This window comes from Geobacillus thermocatenulatus (assembly GCF_002217655.1).
Lineage (GTDB): Bacteria > Bacillota > Bacilli > Bacillales > Anoxybacillaceae > Geobacillus > Geobacillus thermocatenulatus.
Map to the genome: position 1 here is coordinate 604286 of NZ_NEWK01000002.1, position 19060 is coordinate 623345.

Sequence of the window (19060 nt, forward strand, 5' to 3'; positions counted from 1 at the left end):
AACGGGAAATGGCAAAAGGCGCCCTCCGCGAAGGAAGGCGCCTTTTTTCGGCGGCATATGTACCGTCGGTCTTACTGTTCGGTTTCAAAATGGATGTTCCGCTCCGGCGCAAACGTCGAAATGGCGTGCTTGTAAATGAGCTGTTGTTTTCCTTGCACTTCCAAAAGCACGGTGAAGTTGTCGAACCCTTTAATGTACCCGCGCAGTTGGAAGCCGTTCAATAAGAAGACGGTCACTTGAATGCCCTCTTTGCGCAGCTGGTTTAAAAACTGGTCTTGAATATTGATCGTATTTTTCATCAAACGTCCTCCTCTTTTCTCTCTAAGGATATAATTATATATTCGCTTCAAGTTGAAGCTTTCCTGCTACATAGCGAGAAATTTCCTGCACCTTGGCGGCGAACTGCTCGGCGTCGGTCATGTCAAACCATTTCACCGGCATTTGGTTGCGAAACCAAGTGAGCTGCCGTTTCGCATAGCGGCGCGAATGTTGTTTCAGCTGCTCGATCGCTTCATCAAAGGAAACGCGGCCGTCAAAATAGTCGTACAGCTCCTTGTAGCCGATGGCTTGCACCGCCTGGCAGTCGCGCAGGCCGCGGTCATAAAGCGCCCTTGCCTCCTCGATCAACCCTGCGGCGATCATCTCATCGACCCGCTCGTTGATGCGGCGGTAAAGTACCTTCCGCTCCGCCGTCAAGCCAACGATGGCCGCCTCATACAAAAGCCGCTTTTCTGTTTGCTGCCACTCGCTGAACGGCTTTCCGGTGCAATGGTACACCTCTAAGGCGCGGATGACGCGACGAATGTTGTGCGGATGAATGCGAGCTGCACTGGTTGGGTCAACGGCCTCAAGCCGGCGGTGAAGCGCTTCGGCTCCTTGCTCGGCCGCCAGCTGTTTGAGCGCCCGGCGGTACGCTTCATCGGAAGGGGCGGCGGAAAATTGGTAATCGTAAAGAGCTGCCTGAATGTACAGCCCGGTGCCGCCGACGATGATCGGCAGCCGGCCGCGCGCCGAAATCTCGGTGATGAGCGTACGGCAAAGCCGCTGAAATTCGACGACGGAAAACGGTTCGCACGGCTCTTTGATGTCCAGTAAATGATGCGGGATTCCTTCCATCTCATCGGGCTTCACTTTCGCCGTGCCAATGTCCATCCCTTTATAAATTTGCATCGAATCGCCGCTGATGACCTCTCCACCCAGCTTTTTCGCCAACTCGATGCCGAGCTTCGTTTTGCCGACGGCCGTCGGCCCGACGATGACGGCGACTTTTTCAGCCATAGCGCGTCACTGCTTTCCATTGTTGAACTTGTGTCAACCAACATTATACATAAAAACCGTCATCCATGAAAACAATTAATTTCTTTCATACGTTTTCGCCATCCGCAAATCGTTTTATACGTGGCAACACGAAAAATCGCCTTTCTTCCCTTTCGCCATAACCATATGGAAAAAAATGAACGCCATAAAAGGCGCTCATCATAATGAAAATTTGTTGACAATCGCCTGCAAATCGTCCGCCATTTTCGAGAGCGACGCGGCCGAAGCTGAAATTTCCTGCATCGACGCCAGCTGTTCCTCGGTCGCCGCCGACACCTCCTGCGCACCGGCCGATGTCGACTCGGCCACATCGGCGACAAGCCGGACGGTGCGCACAATTTGTTCCGAAGAAGAGGCCATCTCGCTAACAGCGGCCGATACGTCGCGGATTTGCGCCGCCACTTCGTCCACGGCGGCGCGAATGCGGGCGAACGTTTCACCCGAGGCGCGAATGACGTTCGTTCCGGCCGTCACTTCGTTCACAACCGACTCCATCGATTGGACGGCATGGATCGTTTCTTCTTGAATGGCCGCGATCAGTTCCGCGATTTGCTGGGCCGATTGCGCCGATTGCTCGGCGAGCTTCCGCACCTCATCGGCGACCACGGCAAAGCCACGCCCGTGCTCGCCGGCGCGCGCCGCCTCAATGGCGGCGTTTAAGGCGAGCAAGTTCGTCTGCGCCGCAATGCTGCGGATTGCTTCGATAATCGAACCGATTTGCTCGGAACGGTGGCCGAGCCCTTTCATGAGGTCAGCCAGCCGCTCAACCGTATTGTTCACTTTGTTCATTTGCGCGACGCCCGCCTCGATCGTTTGCCCACCCTCAGCCGCTTGTCTTGACGCCTCACTAGCGATGGCGGATACGCTTTGCGCCCGTCCGGAAATTTGCTCGATCTGTTCAGACGCCGCATTGACGGCGGCGGACGTTTCTTCCACGCTTTGCATTTGCTTGTCCATGCTGGAAGCAACGTCCTGAATCGTCATGGCGATTTGTTCGGTCGCCTTGCTCGTCTGTTCGGCGCTCGCTGCCAGCTCCTCAGACGAGGCAGCCACTTGCTCGGCGTTTTGCGCTACTTCCTGAAGCACTTCGCGCAAGTTTTGGGCCATTTGTTCAAACGAAGCGGCCAGCTCGCCGATTTCGTCGCGGTTGCGGACGCCGGTTTTCGTCTTGGTCAAATCGCCGGCAGCGATTCGACCAGCCGCTTCCGACAGCGCCAATAGCGGGCGGGAAAGCGAGCGGCTGATCCAATAGTTGGCAATCGCGCCGACCGCCACGGTCAATATGCCCACAACGATAATGAACTTCTGCACATCCGAAGCTTCATCATCCGCTTTTTTGCTTGCTTTGTTCATCTCCGACTGCTGGCTGGAAATGAGCCGGGAAACGACGTCATCGAACTGATTTGTAATGTCTCGACCCGTCGTCACAATGAGTGCATTGTATTCCGCCGTTTTGTTTTGATCCTTTAAATCAAACGTTTTTTGCCCCAGTTCGTAAAACTGCTGCTCCAATAAATCAAGCTGAGCCAGCCATTGTTTTGTTTGGGCTTGCGTCAACTCCGCCCTAAGTTTTTCGCTTATTTTCTTGTACTCCTCATGCGCTTTTTCAAAGTTTTTCCTTGACGTCTCATCGCCAGTCAACAAATAGCCGCGCATGCTGCCGACTTGGCGGCGGATGAGCACCTCCAGCTCCTTGACGTTGACGAGCTTCGGCACCCGTTTGTCAATGACATCGGTATATGTACCGTTCAGTTTGGAAATTTCGTAATAAGAAAAGCCGACTAGCCATACAATCAATACGTAGACAAGGCCAAACCCAGCCAGCAGTTTTTTGCGCACGGTCATTTTCATGTTCATTGGCAAATCCTCCGTCTGTGAATCAGTATGTTGTTCCATCTACATTATCGGATGATCACAGACAATGTTTAGTATTTTTTTTTTGCGCTTTCGCCATCTTGATGAAAAGGCCTGCTTCATTGAAAAAGCCAACTGGATTGTCTCCATGAGCCTCCTCTTTCACCGTCAACTCGCAAAGAGCAAACAGGCCGCACCCATGCCGCTTTCCCTCCTTACGCCGTTCCTTCCGGCTGCCACGTGTTTCGGCCGGCTTCGGCTTCATCATGAATGAAAAGCGAGGTGACAAGCGCTGCGATGCTGCCAATGAGGCCGAATAAAAACAAATGATGGATGCCGGTCATAAACGTCGGCGCCTTCGTCAAAAACGCTCCCATGACGGTCACGCCGATCGCCGTGCCGATATTGCGGCAAAACATAAAAAAGGACGTCGCAATTCCTTTTTCATGAGCGTCGGCAAGCTGCTGCGAACCGATGATCCCAACGGTCGACGTCAACCCGAACGACAGCCCTTGGACAAACATAACGAAGAAAACGTACCAAAACCCGTGGCTTTCGCGGAGCAGAGCAAGAAGCAAGCCGGACGCAACGAGCAGCACATTGCCGATGATCAGAAGCGGACGGTAGCCATAGCGCAAAATCCATTTCCCGGCCGGCACGGCGGCGATCATCCAGCCAATGGACGAACCAAGCAAAGCAACGCCGCTTATAAATACGGACAAATGGGCGACGTTTTGCAAAAAGAGCGGGATGTAGCTTGACGTTCCAAACAACGCGACGCAACTGACAAAGCCGTTAATGTTCATCCATTTGAGCGTCCGGTGCTGGACAAGCGACAGCGGCACGAGCGGAGACGGCTGCCGTTTTTCGAAAACGTAAAACGCAACAAGCAAGAGCGCACCGGCCGCCCCGTACCACCATTGCCCCTGTTCAACAACGGTGACGAGCAAAAGCAAACTGACCGCCACCGCAAACAACATAGCTCCCATGTAATCGACCGCCGCCCGCTTCGGTTCATATACCTCTTTATATGGAAGCAACGTCACAAGCGAGAGCAAGCAGATGGGAATGTTGACATAAAAAATCCAGCGCCATGTCGCGTATTCGACAAACAGCGAGCCTAAAAGCGGCGCCAAGACAGCGGAAATGCCCCACATGGCAGTAAAAAACGCCTGGATCTTTCCACGCTTTTCCATTGGAAACAAATCGCCGGCGATAATGGCTGGAAACGGCATCATAAACCCGGCGCCGATCCCTTGCATGGCGCGGAACAGGACGAGCTGCACCATATTTTGCGACAAACCGCAAAGAAGCGAGCCGATCAAAAATAACAGGATGCCAAAGCTGAATACGTTTTTGCGGCCAAACAAGTCGGACAGACGGCCGGCAATCGGCGACAGAACGGTCGTTGTAATCATGTATGACGCAAACGCCCAGGCGTACAAAGAAAACCCTCCAAGCTCTTTGGCGATGATCGGCATCGTCGTGTTCATGATCGTCGTATCCATCGAGGCGACGAGCATCGCGAGCACGATGCTGATCATGACAGATAGGCGGCTGTTCATACAAATAACCTCCTTTTTGATAAGCTACGAATATTTTATTTTACGCGATAAAAAATCATTGCACAAATGATATGCGTCGAAAGTCAGAATCATTTGCACTTGTTGCCCGAAAAGTCGGGAAATTCCCAAAACCACTGACGCGGCTTCCATGATATCGTCGCACAATAAGGGGGAGAGAGGAAAAACACCACAACCGTCTTTTTATTTCCGTTGTGATCGCCATAAATGTTTAGGATTTAGGGGAACCCTCACTGCGGCGCTGCAAGTTAAACGCGGTCAGCAGCCCGGTGCACACATTTCCGATCGGTACATTCGGCTGGGTTTCGATTCACGCTGAAAAAAAGACGGGGCAGCGCTGAACAAAACGCTGCCCTCGGCTGTCCTTTTATTAATTAAGCACCCGAACCGCTTTTACATACCGCGTTTTCCAATAGGATGACGTCAGCGACGAATACGCAACACCCAACGAAACGGTCGCGTTGATCATTTGCCCGTTGCCAGCGTAAATGCCGACATGGTTGATCGTCCCATTTGAATCGGTGTCAAAAAAGACGAGATCGCCTTTTTGCAACTGGCCAAACGACACCGTTCTTCCCGCTTGCGCCTGAGCGATGGATGTGCGCGGCAGCGAAATGCCGGCTTCGCCAAAAACGCGCATCGTAAACGATGAGCAGTCAAACACATCGGTGCGCGACGGGCTTGCTCCATACAAATAGCGCGCCCCTAAATATTTTTCCGCAATATCGATGATTTGATCGGCAAGCGATGCGGAGGACTCAGCGGCAGCCGAGTTGGCGGCCGACACCTGCTGCTTGGCCTCCCAGACATCAGCCGTTCCGCCCGCCACTTTAATGGCTTGGCCAATGCGGATGGTGTTCGGGTTTGTAATTTGTGGATTCAGTGCCAATAGACGGTCGACCGTCGTTTGAAACTTGTTCGCAATCCCAAGCAGCGTATCCCCCGCCTGCACGATATACCGGCCGTTTGTCGGCACGGCCGCCGGCTCTACATTGTATGTATTGGAACGTTCCTGTCCCCCTGCTACTTGCAACTTCTGCCCGGCGCGAATGAAGTCTGGATCCGCAATGCTTGGATTGAGCTTGAGCAGCGCATCCACAGTCGTGCCAAATTGGCGGGCAATTCCGCTTAACGTATCGCCAGGCTGCACCGTATACGTACGGGAAGAAATTTCTTCTGATTCTGCCTGCTCGTTGACTTGCAATACTTGTCCGGGAAAAATCAAATCCGAAGACAAACCGTTTTCTTGTTTTAACGCTGCGACCGTCGTGCCGGATTGCCGGGCAATCTTCCAAAGCGTATCGCCTTTTTGCACCGTATAGCTCGCCGCCGATGCCGCGTGGCCGGCCAACAGGGAACCGATCAACGTGCTTGTCAATACCACTGTTTTTTTCATGCTGCATCCCCCTATGACGTCGATTGTCTCCATCTTTATGTATCCATGTTTATACAAAATTCGCTATCACTCTACAAAATTCACCATGTATGCCTGCACATGAGCTATTATAGTAAAATCAAAGTAATCCGTCTGTAACAGAAAGAATAAAAGTAGATTACAAAACGATTACAAAAAGCGCCCCCTTTGCCGTGCAAAGGGGGCGCAGGCTACATCACCCGTTTAAATAGTTTTTCAATTTCATATGTCGAAAAATGAACGATGATCGGCCGGCCGTGCGGACAAGTAAATGGGTCTGTCGTCTGCCGCAGCGCCTCAAGCAAAGCGAACAGCTCATCTCGGCGCAAATGTCGGTTTGCTTTAATGGCGCGTTTGCAGCTCATTAAGATCGCCGCTTGTTCGCGCAATTGCTTGACATCAACCGTTTTGGCCGCCAGCACTTGTTCGATCATTTCCTCGATGATTTCCTTTTCTCTCCCTTTCGGAAACCACGTCGGATGGGAGCGAACGAGAAACGCCCGCGGCCCAAACGGTTCAAGAAACACGCCGCAGCGCGCCAGCTCATCGCGGCAGGCGGCGATCCGCTCGTACTCGTCGGCTGGATATTCAAACATCAACGGAACGAGCAGCTCCTGCACTTCCTTCGTGGCTTCGCCGAGTTTTTCCCGGAAATATTCATAGTTGATCCGCTCTTGCGCCGCATGCTGATCGATCATATACAGTCCATGTTCGTTCTCCGCCAAAATGTACGTCCCATGCAATTGTCCGATCGGATAAAGCGGCGGCAGGCGATTGGCCGCCGGTTTCTTCGTCGCTTGCCCATCTGTCGGCAAGCGGAGGGCACGACGTTCTTCCCCCACCTCTTCCTCCTGCTTTTGCTCGAAAGCGGGCCCATGTTCGTCCGGTATTCCACATTCATCCGTCTGCACAGCCGCGGATGGCCGCTCAGCCGGTGCGTCACCTGTTAGCGGCGCAAAAGAGGTGGTCGCATCTTCCCCGCCGCCGATGTCGCTCGATAAGATAGACGGCTCGCGGACGCGATGAGTGAACGTCCAAGCCGCCTGCTCCGCCTTTGGTTTTGCCATCTTGCTGTCGGCCGATACGGACGGAATAAGCGTCCGCTCGCGAAATGCCTGACGGATGGCGTCTGTGACGAGCTCATTCAGCTCTGTTTCCTTGCTAAAACGGACTTCAAGCTTTGCCGGATGGACGTTGACATCGACAAGCACCGGATCCATTTCAATGGATAAAAACACAATCGGATAGCGGCCGATCGGCAAGAGCGTATGGTAGCCGGCTTCAATCGCTTTCATGAGCGGCGCGCTGCGCACATAGCGGCCGTTGACCACAAGCGAGATGTAGTTGCGCGAGGCGCGCGTCACATCAGGTGGCGAAATGTAGCCGCGAACGGTAAAATCGAGCGATTCCGCTTCGATGGGGATCATTTGTTTCGCCGTCTCGGCGCCGTAAATAGCGGCGAGCACGTGCCGGACATCGCCGCTGCCATTGGTGGCAAGCAATGTTTTGCCCTGGTGGCGGAGGCGAAATGATACGTCCGGATGGGCAAGCGCCAGCCGGTTGACGACGTCGGTCGCATGGCCGAGCTCGGTGTGGATCGTTTTCATATATTTCAAGCGCGCTGGGGTGTTGAAAAACAAGTTCGATACGGTAATATCCGTCCCTTTGCGCCCCGCCGCCCGCTCGCGGGAGACGAGTGCGCCGCCTTGAAGCACAAGCTTCGTTCCCGGTCCGCTGCCCGTGCCGGTCGTCAGCTCCACTTCGGATACAGAAGCGATGCTCGGCAGCGCCTCACCGCGGAACCCGAGCGTGCGGATGCGGAACAAATCGTGCTCGTTGTGAATTTTGCTTGTCGCATGGCGTTCAAAAGCGAGCAAGCAGTCGTCTTCCTCCATGCCATCGCCGTTGTCGATGACGCGGATTTTCGCCATTCCCGCCTCTTCAAGCTCGATGTTGATGACCGTACTATGGGCATCAATGGCGTTTTCCACCAACTCCTTGACGACCGAAGCCGGCCGCTCGACGACCTCGCCGGCGGCGATTTTGTTTGCCAGCAGGTCATCGAGCTTGCGGATGCGTCCCATCGGGCCTCCCTCCTTTACTTGAGGAGCTTTTGCAGTTCATACAGTTTGTTGAGCGCCTCAAGCGGCGTCATCTCGAGCAAATTGATCTCTTTCAGCGCCGCGAGCGCCTTTTTCTCTTTGCTTGAAAGAGGCGGCTCCACAGGCGCCGGGGCAAGGTCAGGAAACATGCTCAGCTGCTCAAACGCCGCTTCCGCCCAAACGCCCTCCCGCGCCGCGCCGGCTGACGGACGGGAGGCCTTCTCGCGCTCAACCTTGCTGCCGACGTCTAACGCTTCGTTCCCCTGAACAGCCAAACTCGCTTCCGCCAAAGCGCCATCGTCCATCCTGCCTGCGGCGGCTTCCTGCTTTCCCGCCGCTTTCTCCAGTTCCGCTAAAATGGCTCGCGCGCGTTCAATGAGCGAAGCCGGCAGCCCAGCCAGCTCAGCCACGTGAATGCCGTAGCTCTTGTCGGCCGGCCCGTCGGCGATTTGATGCAAAAAGACGACTTTGCCGTTTTCCTCGATGGCGCGGGCATGGACGTTCGAAAGCCGCGGGAGCGAACGCTCCAAGGCGGTGAGTTCATGGTAGTGGGTGCTAAATAGTGTTTTCGCGCCGATATGGTCGTGAATGTACTCAATGATCGCCTGGGCGAGCGCCATGCCGTCGTACGTCGATGTGCCGCGCCCGATTTCATCAAACAAAATGAGGCTGTTTTGCGTCGCATGAGCGATGGCGTGGCGCGCCTCCAACATTTCGACCATAAACGTGCTTTGTCCTGCCGACAGGTCGTCAGCAGCGCCGATGCGGGTGAACACTTGGTCAAAAATGGGCAGCACCGCCCGCTCGGCGGGAACGAAACAGCCGATTTGCGCCATGACGGCGGTGAGCGCCACTTGCCGCATGTACGTGCTTTTTCCAGCCATGTTCGGTCCAGTGATGAGCAGCATTTCCCGCTCGCGGTTCATGTAGCAGTCATTCGGCACGTACATTTGCGCGCCGAGCACTTTTTCGACAACCGGATGGCGGCCGCCTTGAATCACCAAGACGCGCTCCGTGGAAAACTGGGGACGCACGTAGCGATACTCGTCGCTGATCGTTGCGAATGATTGAAGCACATCAAGCTCGGCAATGGCTTTCGCCAACGTCTGCAGGCGCGGGATGTATTGCTTCACCTGCTCGCGAATGGCGACAAACAGTTCATATTCGAGTTCGATGCTTTTTTCTTCCGCTTCTAAAATGAGCGCCTCTTTTTCCTTCAACTCCGGGGTGATAAAGCGCTCGGCGTTGGCGAGCGTCTGCTTCCGCTCGTAACGTCCTTCCGGAACAAGGGGGAGATTGGGCTTTGTCACTTCAATATAGTAGCCAAACACTCGGTTGTAGCCGACTTTGAGCGATTTGATGCCGGTCGCTTCCCGCTCCTTCGCCTCAAGTTCCGCGATCCACGCTTTGCCGTTGCGGCTCGCATCGCGGTAGCGGTCGAGTTGCTTGTCATACCCATCTTTGATGAGGTTCCCTTCTTTGACGGAAAGCGGCGGCTGTTCTTGAATCGAGCGCTCGAGCAAATCGACGAGCTCTTCGCACGGGTCAAGGCGCTCGCACAGCTTGTCCGCTTCCGCAAGCGGCAGTGCGCCGACCGTCTGGCGGAGCGCCGGCACTTGAAGAAGCGACTTTTTCAGCTGCACGAGATCGCGGGCATTGGCGTTGCCGTAGGAGACACGGCCGACAAGGCGCTCAATGTCGTAAACGCCGCGCAGCCTGTCGCGCAACTCCTGCCGTTCAAAATAGCTCGTTTTCAACGTTTCCACAAAATCGAGGCGCCGTTCGATTTCGCGCCGATCAATGAGCGGCCGGTCGAGCCATTGTTTTAAGAGCCGCCCGCCCATCGCGGTCACCGTTTCATCCAAAAGCCATAACAACGAGCCTTTCCTTCCTTTTGACCGCACCGTTTCGACCAATTCCAAATGCAACTTGGAATGTCGGTCCATTTTCATATAGTGGTCAACTTGATACAACTCAGCCGGCTGCAAATGATCGAGCCGCCGCTTTTGCGTGCGGACGAGGTAATGAAGCAAGCGGGCTGTGGCCGTCCGCAGCTTTTCTTGCGCCACATGGCCGATGACGCCGTTCCATTCGTCGCATAGAGATGTGTCGTCCTCATAAGAGACCGCCGCCCCGTACCGCTCTTTTAGCTCGCGCACCCACTCTTCGCCGCTGTCTGTGGCCACGATGATCTCCCGCGCTCCAACGGCGTGCAATTCGTTTGCCGCTTCCTCCCACGAAGAAAGAAGCGTCAACCGGACCTCGCCGGTCGACAAATCGGCGTAAGCCAATCCGTATGTACCATCAGCAAACGGCGTCAAGGCCGCCAAGTAGTGGTTTTCCTTCTCGGTGAGCCCTTTGCCTTCCATGAGCGTCCCTGGGGTGATCAGCTGCACCACTTCGCGGCGAACGACGCCTTTGGCCGTTTTCGGGTCTTCGACTTGTTCGCAAATGGCGACTTTATATCCCTTTTCGATTAACTGTTCAATATATCCTTGCGCCGAATGGTACGGCACCCCGCACATCGGCACCCGTTCATCGCCGCCGCCATCGCGGCTTGTGAGCGTAATTTCCAGCTCTTGCGCCGCCTTGATGGCGTCGTCAAAAAACAGTTCGTAAAAATCGCCAAGCCGGAAAAATAAAAACGCGTCCGGATATTGCGCTTTAATGTGCAAATATTGCTGGATCATCGGTGTATACGATGGCATCGCTTCTCCCCAACCTTTTCGGCCCGAAGGCTCGTTGATTGCGCTACTATTATAACAAGCGGCAAAAGAAAAAACTAGGAAAGAAATTTCCTAGTTTTATTCTTCTTCGCCAAGCAGCAAATCTGGGCTTAAATCTTCTAATTCTTCATCAAGGTCATCCTCGTCGCAAAAATCGTCGTCCTTGCCGCAGCCTTCCGGATTGATGGCAACGCACACCTTCGTTTCGCCGATCACTTCGGCGACAAACTCCCGCTCAACATCGACGACGATTTTATTGCCGTTTGGCGAAATCGTGCATTCGAGGCAGTTCGGCTGCTGGATGACGCGGACGATGACATCGGTGTCATCGCTGATTAAATGATCTTTGTCGCGATATTTTAATTTGACGACGTCCGTATACGACACCGTTTCGGTGACGACTTCGGTTTTTGTATTGTGGTTGTACGAATACCAGACGTTGATGTCATAATGGCCGTGAATTTCGACCGTTTTATCGCATTTTTTCGCTTCATAACGGTGGTTGATGATCCAGCAGCCGAGAATGCTTGACGGGCGGTTCGGCGCCGTCACCGTATGGGTCGATTGTGTAAACTTGCGGCCTTTGCCGACAACAGCTTTCGTAATAATTTCTCTGTATTCAGACATCGAACGGAACCCTCCTCAAATGAATCTTCATTTCATCCTATGCGCCATCTCCGCTAATGTGCACAGCAAATGAATCATTATTCCGTATAGTTCATTGTATGCGCCTGCTCCGTTCGATGTGCCTTCTTTTTTGCCGCCAGATAGCCGCCCGCGGTTCGGGGAAAGGGAGAGCGCGCCCATAAGAAAAAAGCGCCCCGAAGGACGCTTTTGAGCCGCATGCCATTAATGGCAGCCGCCGTGTTTGTGGTAGCGAAGCGCGGCGCCGGTTTCGCCGCGCAGCACGTCGCCGCCCGTCGAAGCGAGAATTTCATCGGTCACCGTATTCGAAATCGTCGAGGCGACGAGCTGAAGCAGGTCGTTCACATCGGATTGGGACTGCTGGAATTCGCTGACGATCGGGATTTGCGACAACTCTTCGTAAATGGCGTCAATTTTGGCCTCAACCTGTTTCAGCGCTTCATGTTTTCCGTAATGCTGAAGGTTGACCGCTTGCTTTTGCAGCGATTTCAGCTCGTTGATCAACGTGCGCACTTTTTCGTTTTGGTGGATTTTTTCTTCCGCTCGTTTGAAAAAGTCGACTTCTTCCGTTTCGGCGATCATTTTCGCCAGCTGCTTCGCCTGGGCCAAGATATCATCCCGCGTATATTTTGCCATGTTCGTTCACCTCGATCGCTTCATTGACTAGCTCGCCCGTCAGCGTCCACGTCTTCGCCTGCGTAATGCGCACGTTGACCAATTGGCCAATGAGCGACTTCGGACCCGTAAAGTGGACGAGCTTGTTTTTGCGCGTATAACCCGCCAATACATCCGGATTCGTTTTGCTTTCGCCTTCCACAAGCACTTCGACGACTTGCCCTTCGTATTGCTTCATTTTCTTGGCCGCGATTTCTTGAACAAGGTCGTTGAGACGCTTGAGCCGCTCTTTTTTCACTTCCATCGGCACGTTGTCCTTCATGTTCGCCGCTGGCGTGCCTTCGCGCGGTGAATAGATGAACGTGTAGGCAGAGTCAAATTCGACTTCACGGTAAAGCGACAGCGTTTCTTCAAACTGCTCGTCCGTCTCGTTCGGGAAGCCGACGATAATATCCGTCGTCAACGCGACATCCGGAATGGCGGCTTTGATTTTGCGAACGAGCTCCAAGTACTCCTCGCGCGTATATTTGCGGCCCATCATTTTTAAAATTTCCGTGCTGCCCGATTGCACCGGCAAATGGATATGCTCAACCAAGTTGCCGCGTTTGGCGAGCACTTCGATGAGCCGGTCGTCAAAGTCGCGCGGATGGCTTGTTGTGAAGCGGATGCGCGCAATGTCAATTTTGCGCAGCTCATCCATTAAATCGCCAAGGCCGTACTGGATGTCGGTGAAATCTTTTCCGTAAGCGTTGACGTTTTGCCCAAGGAGCGTAATTTCTTTATAGCCTTGGGCGGCGAGCTGGCGCACTTCTTGGATGATGTCTGCCGGACGGCGGCTTCGCTCTTTGCCGCGCGTGTACGGAACGATGCAGTACGTGCAAAACTTGTCGCAGCCGTACATAATGTTGACCCATGCTTTAATCTTCCCTTTGCGCACTTTCGGCAAGTTTTCAACAACGTCGCCCTCTTTCGACCATACTTCGACGACCATTTCTTTCGACATGTATGCCTCATGCAAAATGTACGGCAGGCGATGGATGTTGTGCGTGCCGAAAATAAGGTCGACGTATTGGTATTGCTTTAAAATTTTCTTGACAACCGATTCTTCTTGCGACATACAGCCGCACACGCCGAGCAATAAGTCCGGGTTCGTCGTTTTGAGCGGCTTTAAATAGCCGAGCTCGCCAAACACTTTGTTTTCCGCGTTTTCACGAATCGCGCACGTGTTGAGCAAAATGACGTTTGCCTCTTCCGGACGGTCGGTCGGCTCATAGCCGAGGGCCATGAAAATGCCGGCCATCACTTCCGTATCGTGCTCATTCATTTGACAGCCATATGTGCGGATGTAAAACTTCCGTCCGCGCCCCATGCCGCGAAACTCTTCAGGAATCGCAAAGTCTTTGACGTACTTGACTTCCTCTTTGCCGCGTTTCTTCGCCTCTTTTAAATTCGGCGGGAGAAACACGCTCGTGAAATATTTCTCATAGTCTTTCGTCGTTTTTTCTTTCAGCCGGTCCAAGGCGGATTTTCTGTCCGCTGGATGGCTTTCGGTTTTGATTTGTCCCGTTTGCTCCAAACGTTGTTTTTCGTTCATAGCAATCTCCTTTCTTCGCAAAATCATTCGATCTTCCAGGACGAGGGCCGCCTTTTCTGTGCAGCCGGCCTCGCCTCGGCAAATTTCTTCCAACCACACACTACCATAGTATATCGCGAGCGGCAAGGAAACACAATGGGGTTTGTTCCGGAGGACCGGAACATGTCATGATAACAAAAAACACCCAATGAGGCAAGCCTCCATCGGGTGCAAATGGTTTCCATTTTTACATAAACTCTGCTACGAGTTCGGCGAACTTTTCTTTGCTCATTTTCAGCTCCGCCTCGGCAAGCGGCGCCTCGCTGTAGCCTGGCACAAGCTCTTGGTACGACTTTTGTTCTTTGTTTTGATAAATGATCCCGGTGACGAGACCATCGTATTTCATGACCGTCTGCATCGCCATCTCCCGGTCGGACGGGTCGTATCCTTCGATGTCGCTCACCTTGATGAGCCGCTCTTTGAACCACTCGTACGTATTCACTTTGTTGTACGTCACGCACGGGCTGAAGACGTTGATGAGCGCAAATCCTGTATGCTTGACGCCTTCCTCAATCAAGCTCGTCAATTCTTTTAAATCGCTTGAGAAACCTTGCGCGACAAACGTCGCTCCGGCGCTTAACGCGATTTCGAGCGGCGATAAAGCCGGCTCGATCGACCCGTGCGGCGTGCTTTTTGTTTGGAAGCCGGCAGCACTGCGCGGCGATGTTTGTCCTTTCGTCAACCCGTAAATTTGGTTGTCCATGACGATGTATGTGATGTCGATGTTGCGGCGAATGGCATGAACCGTGTGCCCCATGCCGATCGCGAATCCGTCGCCATCCCCGCCGGCGGCGATGACCGTCAAATCGCGGTTCGCCATTTTCACTCCTTGCGCCAGCGGCAAAACACGGCCGTGCGTGCCGTGAAAGCCGTAAGAGTGAATGTAGCCGGAAATGCGGCCCGAGCAGCCGATCCCGGAAATGACCGCGAGTTCGTGCGGCTCCAACCCGAGATTGGCGGCCGCGCGCTGGATGGCGGCCTGCACGGAAAAGTCGCCGCATCCCGGACACCAGTTCGGTTTCACATCATTGCGGAAATCTTTAAAGGTGGCCATTGCGCTAACAACTCCTTGCATTTAGTATAGACGTCGCCCGGCAAGAACGGATTGCCGTCGAATTTTAAGACGCTGGCGATTTTATCAGCGTGCCCGACGTTCATTTTCAACAAGTTCGCCAGCTGCCCGGTGGCGTTTTGCTCGACGACGACGACTCGTTTCGCTTTCTCGACAAGCGGCCGCACGTCGTCAACCGGGAACGGATGAAGCAGACGGATGTGCGCATGGTTGACTTTGACGCCATCTTGCTCGAGCCGCTCCATCGCTTCTTCAATGGCTCCGCGCGTCGATAAAAAGCCAACAAGGAGCAAATCCGGTTCTTCGTGGCGGAGTTGCTTGTGCACCGGCGTCGGGAAGTGGATGTGCTCGAGTTTGCGCATCCGTTTTTCCATTTGCGCCCGGCGGTTTGCCGCCGTCTCTGACGGGCGGCCTGTTTCGGCGTGTTCGACCCCGGTGACATGGTGGATGCCATATTTCATTCCCGGCAGCACCCGCGGCGAAACACCGTCCGGCGTGATTTCATACCGTTTGAAGTTGTCTTTGTCCGGAAGCGGCGGCAGTTCACCATTCATCAGCTTGCCGCGGCGGATCTCGATCCGCTCGTAATCAAGCGGCTCAACCGTCTGCTTGCCGAGCGACAGCTGCAAATCCGACAGGAAAATGACCGGGCATTGGTATTCCTCAGCTAAGTTGAACGCTTCCGCCATATCGTAAAACGCTTCTTCGACCGTGCTTGGCGCCATGACAATTTTGGGAATTTCCCCGTGCGTGCCATAGATCATCGCGAGCAAATCCGACTGCTCTTGCTTTGTCGGCAAGCCGGTGCTTGGGCCGCCCCGCTGCGTATCGACGACAACAAGCGGTGTTTCCGTCATCCCGGCCAGTCCAATCGCTTCGGCCATAAGCGACAACCCGGGTCCGGCGGAAGCGGTGAACGCCCGCACGCCCGCATAGTTGGCGCCGATCGCCATCGTACAGGCTGCGATTTCATCTTCTGTCTGGATGACCGCGCCCCCAAAATCAGGCAGCTTTTTAATCAAATACTCCATAATCTCCGAAGCTGGGGTGATCGGATAGGCGGCCATAAAGCGCGCCCCGCCGGCAATGGCGCCCAAGGCGATGGCATCGTTGCCAATCATGAACATCCGCCGTTTGCCGTCGGCTTTGGCTAGTTTCATCGTTTTCTTCGAACCATCGAGCAGCTCTTTCATATATTGCGCTCCAGCGCGAATCGCTTCCATGTTTTTCTCAACGACTTGCGCCCCTTTGCGCCCAAATGTATCAACGACAACACTTTCGAACACGGCGGCGTCCAAATCGAGCACCGCACTTGTCGCGCCGATGGCAACCATGTTTTTCATCAGCGGATTGCCAAGCTGTGTGGCGATATCGGTGAACGGAACGGCGTAAAGCGCCACTCCTTTTCCTTCCGGAATCACCGGATTGAATTTGGCGTCCGCAATGACGATGCCGCCGTCACGCAGCTCGTGGAAGTTGAAGTCGATCGTCTCTTGGTCGAACGCCACCAAGATGTCCAAATCATCAGCGACCGCCCGCACCGGTTTTGTGCTGACGCGAATTTTGTTGTTCGTATGACCCCCTTTGATGCGTGAAGAAAAATGGCGGTATCCATATAAGTAATATCCGAGGCGGTTCAGCGCTGTGGAGAAAATTTCCCCTGTACTTTCAATTCCTTCCCCTTGCTGGCCGCCTACCTTCCATGACAGCTGTTCGATCATGCATTACACCCCTTTATATTCACTCCAGCCTTTCGCTACTATTGTACCACTTTTCTGACAAGGAAACTACCATTTTGGACGCCTTTTTCAGCCGGCGCCGCCTATGCCCTGTCTTCTATTCTAGGATACGCAGAGCCGATACTCCGTGATATTCGTCACTCCGGCAAATGGGCGTAGAAGTTGCCGAATAAAAAGCGGGATACTTGCTCGGTGGAGTAATGCTTGTACAACTCGTTGACAAGCCGCGCATATTCCCTTACCGTTCCAAGGCCGGCGACCGTCTCCGTGATGCCATCGAAGTCGGAACCGAACCCGACGTTGTTTTCCCCCCCGAGCGCGCATATATGGTCGAGATGGCGAAGCACATCAGCGATCATCGCCTCGTTTTTCTTCGCCGTCAAAAAATACGGAACGAAATTAATGCCGATCATGCCGTCTTTTTCGATCAACGCTTTAATCTGCTCGTCGGTTAAGTTGCGTGGATGCGGGCATAGACGATGCACGTTGGAATGGGAAGCGATGGGGAACCGAGCCATCTCGATGACATCCCAAAACGCTTTCTCCGATAAGTGGGACACATCGACCCATCGTTTTGCTTCATTAAGAAGCGCAACGACTTGCCGGCCAAACGCCGTCAGCCCGGCGCCGCGCTTCTCCCACGCTCCGTCAGCAACAGCGTTCGGGAAGTTCCATGTCAACCCTACGGAAGCGACGCCGAGGCGGAGGAGCGTCTTTAGCTTGACAAGGTTGGCGCCGATGGCGTCGCACCCTTCCAGCGTCAACATGGCGCCGACTTCCTCTTTTTTTAGGGCGGCGATATCCCGTCTCGTCCGCACGAACTTCACAGACGGAAACGCCTCGATCACATGGGTAAAGAAGATATCCACCATCTCCAGCGCAACAGTGAACCGGGCTTCCTCCGGCACCGTTTCCGGTATGTAGATGGCAAAGCATTGCACTTTCACCCCTGCTTCCGCCATCCCGGAAAGAGTGACGTGAAGCGAAGCTCCGTCGTAAAACGACAGAGACCGATCTTGCCATAACTTCATCAACACATCGCAATGTGCATCGAAGATCATTCCGTTCCCCCCTTGAAAAAGCAAAAATAACCTGCCTGCCTTCGCAGCCGAAGGCGCCAACAGGTTATAGCCGCCATTGTCTGATCATCCAGTTAACGAGGTTCGACAATCAATTTGATCGCTGTCCGCTCTTCTCCGTCGATGATAATATCCGTAAACGCCGGAATGCAAATCAAGTCCATGCCGCTCGGTGCCACAAACCCTCGTGCGATCGCTACTGCTTTAACGGCTTGGTTCAATGCACCTGCGCCGATAGCTTGAATTTCCGCCGCGCCGCGCTCGCGCAGCACCCCGGCAAGTGCACCAGCTACAGAGTTCGGATTCGATTTTGCTGAAACTTTTAATATTTCCATTCCTAGCTCCTCCCTCGTTTCCTTGGAAAATGATTTCGGTAAAAGGTCTTCATTGTAACTATATTCACTGTTTCGACAACTATTCCTGCATGGGAGGAGGACATTTTAAAAAATTTTTAAAAGATGGACTATTCAAAATAAGGGTGGTCATCGTTAATGATCAACCGTTCAATGCGAAACGCCCGTCCGCTTTTTTCGTCGACATCAACAAAGACGGCATTCAATTGGCTTCGTCCTTCCTTGACGTCGAAACGAACTGGCAGCCCGGTTAAAAATTTGCGCAGCACCGCCTCTCGATCGACGCCTAAAATGCCGTCGTATGGACCGGTCATGCCAACGTCGGTAATGTACGCCGTCCCTCTTGGCAAAATGCGGTTATCGGCCGTCTGGACGTGTGTATGCGTGCCGATGACCGCGGATACGCGGCCGTCTAAGTACCAGCCCATCGCCTGTTTTTCACTCGTCGCCTCGGCATGGAAATCGATGATGATGACCGGCGTGCGCGCGGAGGCGGCGGCGATCAATTCGTCCGCCTTTTGAAATGGGCAGTCAATCGCCGGCAAAAACGCCCGCCCTTGCAAATTGATGACCGCCGCTTCGCCATGCTCGGTCGGCACAAAGGCGATGCCTTTTCCCGGCGTGCCGGGCGGGTAATTCGCCGGGCGGATCAGCGCCTTCGCTTGGTCGATAAACTCAAAAATATCGCGTTTGTCCCATGCGTGATTGCCCAACGTGATCACATGAGCCCCCCAAGAGAGAAGCGTCCGATAAATCGGCTCGGTGATTCCTTTCCCGCCGGCGGCGTTTTCGCCGTTGATCACCACAACGTCCGGCCGATGTTTTTCCTTCAGCTTTGGCAAATAGTGCTCCACCATTTTTTGCCCCGGCAAACCGACGACGTCGCCGATAAATAAAATTCTCATCCTTGATCCCTTTCTAAACGAAA

The 19060-nt window shown here is 53.8% G+C and carries 15 protein-coding genes; all 15 read right to left on the minus strand.

Annotated elements, in window-relative coordinates:
• Positions 1-71 precede the first annotated feature (71 nt).
• Entirely contained in the window at positions 72-299 is a 228-nt protein-coding gene (hfq, locus tag B9L19_RS11895; RefSeq protein ID WP_011230812.1) for an RNA chaperone Hfq, read from the minus strand.
• A 34-nt stretch (positions 300-333) separates the two neighbouring features.
• A complete protein-coding gene (gene miaA / locus B9L19_RS11900) occupies positions 334-1278 on the minus strand; it encodes a tRNA (adenosine(37)-N6)-dimethylallyltransferase MiaA (RefSeq protein WP_025951152.1) in 945 nt (314 codons plus the stop codon).
• 198 nt (positions 1279-1476) lie between these two features.
• The gene (locus tag B9L19_RS11905; RefSeq protein WP_025951151.1) at positions 1477-3174 is read right to left on the minus strand and encodes a methyl-accepting chemotaxis protein; all 1698 of its coding nucleotides are present in this window, start codon (positions 3172-3174) and stop codon (positions 1477-1479) included.
• Between the two features lie 212 nt (positions 3175-3386).
• Positions 3387-4736 carry an MDR family MFS transporter gene (locus B9L19_RS11910; RefSeq protein ID WP_047753333.1) on the minus strand — a complete coding sequence of 450 codons (1350 nt, stop codon included), beginning with the start codon at positions 4734-4736 and terminating at the stop codon, positions 3387-3389.
• A gap of 388 nt (positions 4737-5124) precedes the next feature.
• Positions 5125-6150: a C40 family peptidase gene (locus B9L19_RS11915; RefSeq protein WP_025951149.1), complete on the minus strand. Its 1026-nt coding sequence runs from the start codon at positions 6148-6150 to the stop codon at positions 5125-5127.
• A gap of 209 nt (positions 6151-6359) precedes the next feature.
• Positions 6360-8252, minus strand: coding sequence for a DNA mismatch repair endonuclease MutL (gene mutL, locus B9L19_RS11920; RefSeq protein WP_025951148.1), 1893 nt, complete (start codon positions 8250-8252; stop codon positions 6360-6362).
• Positions 8253-8266: 14 nt separating this feature from the next.
• Positions 8267-10978 carry a DNA mismatch repair protein MutS gene (mutS, locus tag B9L19_RS11925; RefSeq protein WP_025951147.1) on the minus strand — a complete coding sequence of 904 codons (2712 nt, stop codon included), beginning with the start codon at positions 10976-10978 and terminating at the stop codon, positions 8267-8269.
• A gap of 96 nt (positions 10979-11074) precedes the next feature.
• The gene (locus B9L19_RS11930) at positions 11075-11623 is read right to left on the minus strand and encodes an outer spore coat protein CotE (protein ID WP_015374452.1); all 549 of its coding nucleotides are present in this window, start codon (positions 11621-11623) and stop codon (positions 11075-11077) included.
• A 222-nt stretch (positions 11624-11845) separates the two neighbouring features.
• Complete coding sequence (locus tag B9L19_RS11935; RefSeq protein ID WP_025951146.1) at positions 11846-12277, minus strand: YlbF/YmcA family competence regulator; 432 nt, start codon at positions 12275-12277, stop codon at positions 11846-11848.
• Complete coding sequence (miaB, locus tag B9L19_RS11940; protein ID WP_025951145.1) at positions 12255-13850, minus strand: tRNA (N6-isopentenyl adenosine(37)-C2)-methylthiotransferase MiaB; 1596 nt, start codon at positions 13848-13850, stop codon at positions 12255-12257. The genes B9L19_RS11935 and miaB overlap by 23 nt, the downstream gene beginning before the upstream one ends.
• Before the next feature lie 226 nt (positions 13851-14076).
• Positions 14077-14943 (minus strand): 2-oxoacid:ferredoxin oxidoreductase subunit beta, encoded by an 867-nt coding sequence (locus B9L19_RS11945; RefSeq protein WP_025951144.1) that lies wholly within the window; start codon positions 14941-14943, stop codon positions 14077-14079.
• A complete protein-coding gene (locus B9L19_RS11950) occupies positions 14910-16682 on the minus strand; it encodes a 2-oxoacid:acceptor oxidoreductase subunit alpha (protein WP_047753334.1) in 1773 nt (590 codons plus the stop codon). Before B9L19_RS11950 ends, B9L19_RS11945 begins: the two co-directional genes overlap by 34 nt.
• Before the next feature lie 155 nt (positions 16683-16837).
• Complete coding sequence (locus B9L19_RS11955; protein WP_015374450.1) at positions 16838-17761, minus strand: dipeptidase; 924 nt, start codon at positions 17759-17761, stop codon at positions 16838-16840.
• Between the two features lie 92 nt (positions 17762-17853).
• Positions 17854-18114 (minus strand): stage V sporulation protein SpoVS, encoded by a 261-nt coding sequence (gene spoVS / locus B9L19_RS11960; RefSeq protein WP_003251598.1) that lies wholly within the window; start codon positions 18112-18114, stop codon positions 17854-17856.
• 128 nt (positions 18115-18242) lie between these two features.
• Positions 18243-19037, minus strand: coding sequence for a TIGR00282 family metallophosphoesterase (locus tag B9L19_RS11965; protein WP_025951141.1), 795 nt, complete (start codon positions 19035-19037; stop codon positions 18243-18245).
• Between the last annotated feature and the right edge of the window lie 23 nt (positions 19038-19060).

Bases quoted from the DNA above. Each gene is read 5' to 3' on its own strand.
- B9L19_RS11905 (WP_025951151.1), bottom strand. From the start codon at position 3,174: ATGAACATGAAAATGACCGTGCGCAAAAAACTGCTGGCTGGGTTTGGC.
- B9L19_RS11965 (WP_025951141.1), bottom strand. From the start codon at position 19,037: ATGAGAATTTTATTTATCGGCGACGTCGTCGGTTTGCCGGGGCAAAAA.
- B9L19_RS11950 (WP_047753334.1), bottom strand. From the start codon at position 16,682: ATGATCGAACAGCTGTCATGGAAGGTAGGCGGCCAGCAAGGGGAAGGA.
- miaB (WP_025951145.1), bottom strand. From the start codon at position 13,850: ATGAACGAAAAACAACGTTTGGAGCAAACGGGACAAATCAAAACCGAA.
- mutS (WP_025951147.1), bottom strand. From the start codon at position 10,978: ATGCCATCGTATACACCGATGATCCAGCAATATTTGCACATTAAAGCG.
- B9L19_RS11955 (WP_015374450.1), bottom strand. From the start codon at position 17,761: ATGATCTTCGATGCACATTGCGATGTGTTGATGAAGTTATGGCAAGAT.
- B9L19_RS11935 (WP_025951146.1), bottom strand. From the start codon at position 12,277: ATGGCAAAATATACGCGGGATGATATCTTGGCCCAGGCGAAGCAGCTG.
- B9L19_RS11930 (WP_015374452.1), bottom strand. From the start codon at position 11,623: ATGTCTGAATACAGAGAAATTATTACGAAAGCTGTTGTCGGCAAAGGC.
- B9L19_RS11910 (WP_047753333.1), bottom strand. From the start codon at position 4,736: ATGAACAGCCGCCTATCTGTCATGATCAGCATCGTGCTCGCGATGCTC.
- mutL (WP_025951148.1), bottom strand. From the start codon at position 8,252: ATGGGACGCATCCGCAAGCTCGATGACCTGCTGGCAAACAAAATCGCC.
- hfq (WP_011230812.1), bottom strand. From the start codon at position 299: ATGAAAAATACGATCAATATTCAAGACCAGTTTTTAAACCAGCTGCGC.
- B9L19_RS11945 (WP_025951144.1), bottom strand. From the start codon at position 14,943: ATGGCCACCTTTAAAGATTTCCGCAATGATGTGAAACCGAACTGGTGT.
- B9L19_RS11915 (WP_025951149.1), bottom strand. From the start codon at position 6,150: ATGAAAAAAACAGTGGTATTGACAAGCACGTTGATCGGTTCCCTGTTG.
- miaA (WP_025951152.1), bottom strand. From the start codon at position 1,278: ATGGCTGAAAAAGTCGCCGTCATCGTCGGGCCGACGGCCGTCGGCAAA.
- spoVS (WP_003251598.1), bottom strand. From the start codon at position 18,114: ATGGAAATATTAAAAGTTTCAGCAAAATCGAATCCGAACTCTGTAGCT.